Here is a 4032-nt window from a genome sequence, read left to right as displayed (position 1 = left end):
CTTAAAGGAGTTCATCAGCACGATGAAGAGGGGCGACACGTAGAATACCGCCACAATGGTCAAAATCGCGGTGGCGATCCAGCCTTTTCTCTTGGTTTTCATTATTGCTGCACCTCCTTGGAGCGGGTCATCCGCAGCTGGAGCAGTCCCAATCCCACCACCAGAATGAAGAATACCACGGCCTTGGCCTGGCCCACGCCCTGCCAACCCACCCGGGCGTAGAACGTGTTGAAGATGTTCAGGGCCAGTCCCTCGGTCTGCTTCATGGGCTCGCCGGCGGTGAGGGACAGGTTCTGGTCAAAGAGCTTGAAGCCGTTGGTCAGCGTCAGGAAGGTACAAATGGTGATGGAGGGCATCATGTTGGGGATGGTCACATTCCACAGCCGCTGCCAGCCATTGGCGCCGTCGATCTGGGCGGCCTCGTTCAGGTCCCCGGGAATGGACTGGAGCCCCGCGATGTAGATAATCATCATATAGCCGATCTGTTGCCAGCACAGCACGATCACAAGGCCCCAAAAACCGTACTTCGCGCTGATTTTCAACGCCAGGTCGTACCGGGCCAGGATACCGTTGAAGATCAGCTGCCAGATGTAGCCCAGCACGATGCCGCCGATGAGGTTGGGCATAAAAAACGTGGTGCGGAAGATGTTGGTGCCGGGGACGTTTTGGGTCAGCACCATGGCCACCGCGAAGGCGATGACGTTGATGAGCACCACCGTCACCACGGTAAAGGCGGAGGTAAAGAGGAAGGCGTGGAGAAACTCCGTGTCCTGAAACGCCTTGACAAAGTTGGAAAGACCCACGAATTTCGCGTCCGTCACCGTGCGGAAATCACACAGAGACAGGTACAGTCCCATGATAAAGGGGACGATGAAGCCAATGATGAACGCCAGGAACGTGGGGCCCAGAAATACAGGGAAATAGCGCTTGATGGATTTTTCCATGGCTTACGCAGCCTCCTTGTTCTCAGAGTGTGGTGAGGCGGGAAACGAACGGGGCGGGCGGATCATTTCCGTCCGCCCCGGTATGGCGTTTTACTTGGATTTCTCAGCGGCCCAGTTGTCCACAAAGGCGGCCCGCACGGTCTCCCAGTTGGCGTCGGTCTGATCGGCGGCGTAGTTGGTCAGGGCAGAGCCCAGGACGTTCTTCCACTCCTCAGAGGGCATGGTGGGGAAGCACCACTTGATGCTGGTGGTCCCGTTGGCCACATAGTCGTTGGCGATGTTCACCAGCAGGTTGCTGGACTCCAGATTGCCCTTGAAGGGGATCACGAAGCCCATGTGGTCACCGGAGCACAGATACTCCAGGCCCGTCTCAGAGGTGACGCACCAGTACATGAAGTCCAGGGTGGCCTGAATATCCTCCGGGGAGGCGTTCTTATTCACGCACCAGTAGTTCTCAGTGCCGGTGCACAGGCCCTGGTTGGCCTCATCGCCCACGCCAATATAGATGGGCAGCATCCCCAGGTTCTCCTCACCCACATCGGCCACGTCGCCGTAGGCCCAGGTGCCGTTCTGATAGAACACAGCCTGCTCGGTGACAAACTCCGCAACGGAGTCATCGCCGGTCTTGGCGGAGAGCAGGGTGGGTGCGCAGGTGCAGTTATTGATATACAGGTCCCAGATGGCCCGGTAGTTGTCCAGATAGGTGCCCTTGATGGCGTCGGTGTCACCAATACCGTCAGCCTCGTACTCAAAGTAGATAGGGAGGTTTGCCAGGTGGGTCTTGAAGCGCCAGTCAGAAGAGCCGTCCATACCGGCGGAGGTGAAGGCGGAGAAGCCCAGCTCGCCGGAGCGGGCGGTGATGTCCTCGGCCACCTTCTTCAGGTCGGCGAAGGACTTGATGTCGTCCAGAGTGTAACCGGCGTCTCCCAGCAGCTTGGTGTTGACGATGATGCCGTAGGTCTCGATAACGTAGGCGATGCCGGACATGGAGCCGCCGTCCATCAGGGCGAAATCCTGGCTGGAGAGCTCACCGGCCAGAGCGGAGCCGCTGAGGTCATAGCAGTAGTCCTTCCAGTTGGCAAGGCCCACAGGGCCGTTGACCTGGAACAGGGTGGGGGCCTCGGTCTTGGCCATCTCGCTCATAAGGGTGGCCTCATACTGGCCGGAGGCGGCGGTCTGGACCTTCACCTCCACGCCGGTCTCGGCGGTGTATGCCTGGGCCAGCTTCTGCCAGTCGCCGTCCTGCTCGGGCTTAAAGTTCAGGTAGTACACAGAGCCGGAGGCAGCGCTGGAATTGCCGTCTCCGGAGCTTCCGCCGCCGGCAGGCGGGTTGCTGCCGCTGTTTCCGCCGCAGGCGGCCAAAGACAGCGCCATGACGCCGCACAGGGCCAGGGTCAAGAGTCTCTTCTTCATTTCATTTTCCTCCTGTTTATTATTGAGTGCCTGGTCGCATTTTGGAAACGTTACTGGTAACGTTTCCAATTCTTGTATTTATAATAGCTCATTTAGGCAAGAGATGCAAGAAGAATCTGAGCAATTCTTCCAAATTCAGAGAATCAGGAAAAACAGCCCCCGCTATTTTGTACAATTTACCCAGTCTTACGCAAGCTGCACGCAGACATACGTAAAAATTCGGACCTCAGACCGGTATACCTTTTTTGATCGCCAGCATGCTCCTCTGCCTCTGACTTCCCGGAAAACACATATGCGTCCTGCACACCGGCATCCCCCGGGTCCGCCGGTTAGCTGTACCGGCCCTTCAGCTCCAGGCACTTCCTGACAGCCCTGCCGGAGAGCTGCAAACTTCTACCGTGCTGGACCGCACCAAGGAGCCGGGAGCGGCTGGCGAGCCTCTCTGCAAGGACATGTTCTGTTCTCCAGCAGGGCGGGCGCCGGGTCCTGGGAGGCCGCTGTGGCCTCTCCAGCAAGGACACCACCGCGGCCCAGATGCCCCCTGTATCAACCACGGCATCGTCATGGGCATGGCCTGGGCCCAGAAGGAGGCCAAACTGGCGGTCAAGAGCTGCTACTGGGTCCTTCACCGATACGATCCGAAGCGGAAAAAGGAGGTCGGCGCCGCAGAAATTTGTGAAGATAAAGGAGGACCGGCATTTGCCGGTCCTCCCCTTTTTGATTCCAGCGGGAAGTTACAGAGACTTCTCGTAGGACTCGATCATCTTCTTGAACGTGTGACCCGTACGACCAGCGTGCCGCTGGATCCCCTGGGCGCTGCGCGCCGCGCCCGCCCGGAGGCTTTGCAGATACTTTTCGGTGGACTCTCCGGTAAATATCTTGATTTGCAGCCGCAGGGAGCCGTCCTCCTCCGGGGTGGCGAAGATCTTGTCAATATACCTGTCCACAAACTCCTTGCTGATGAGTCCCTGGGCCGCGTCCCGCGCCGCCTCCCGGAGCACCCGTCGGATGGTCTCAATCTGCTTGCGGAAATCCTCCCGGGACATTTGCTGCTGCTCCAGGTCGTAGATCTGCCGCTCCGCCTCGCTGATCTCCCGGTCACAGTCCTTGTTCATGGAGAGGAAATCCCGGTCGGAGAGCTGGCCGGAGGCGTTGTACCCCAGGAGCTTGCTTTTTTTCTTCTGGGCCAGCTCGATCTGCTGACGTAGTGCGGCGATCTGCTTGGCGGTGTCCTCCCCATCCCCCAGTGCCTTGTACATCTCGATGTACTCCTCCACCAGGGCCTGGGCATCCGCCTCGGTTTCCCGGAACACCTCAAAGAGCAGGGGCTTTAGCTCCTCCTCATAGATGGCAAAGGAGGGACAGCTGTCTGCCCCGTTCTTGATCTTGCCGGAGCACACCCACTTGCTGTTTTTGTTCCCCTGCCGGTCCACCGACTCCCGGCGGTAGTAGGCCGCGCCGCAGTGGGTGCAGTAGAGCTTTCCGGTGAGGAGGTTGGCGTGGTTGCAGATCCCTTGGCGGCCCTTCACGTCCTCGCTGCGCTTTTTCAATACGGCGTTGGCCTTGTCCCACAATTCCTCGGAGACGATGGCCGGGACGATCTCCCCGGTCTCGTCCTTGAACATCACCCATTCCTCCGGCGGGAGAAATTTCTGCTTCTTGGTGAACAGGTCGA

Annotated in this window: 3 protein-coding genes; all 3 read right to left on the bottom strand. The window is 58.8% G+C overall.

All coding sequences use genetic code 11. The annotated features are described in order from the left end of the window. Nucleotides 1-101 precede the first annotated feature (101 nt). Nucleotides 102-944 (bottom strand): carbohydrate ABC transporter permease, encoded by an 843-nt coding sequence (locus QZ326_RS11680; RefSeq protein ID WP_295745390.1) that lies wholly within the window; start codon nt 942-944, stop codon nt 102-104. 90 nt (nt 945-1034) lie between these two features. After that, nucleotides 1035-2357, bottom strand: a complete 1323-nt coding sequence (locus QZ326_RS11675; protein ID WP_295745387.1) for an ABC transporter substrate-binding protein — start codon at nt 2355-2357, stop codon at nt 1035-1037. Between the two features lie 734 nt (nt 2358-3091). Then, the coding region (locus QZ326_RS11670; RefSeq protein ID WP_295745384.1) for a recombinase zinc beta ribbon domain-containing protein at nt 3092-4032 on the bottom strand (941 nt) is incomplete at its 5' end.

Origin of the sequence: uncultured Oscillibacter sp., assembly GCF_910587525.1 — a bacterium.
GTDB lineage: Bacteria > Bacillota > Clostridia > Oscillospirales > Oscillospiraceae > Oscillibacter.
Note: the sequence above shows the minus strand (reverse complement) of the source record. Positions and strands in the feature narration are given on the sequence as shown.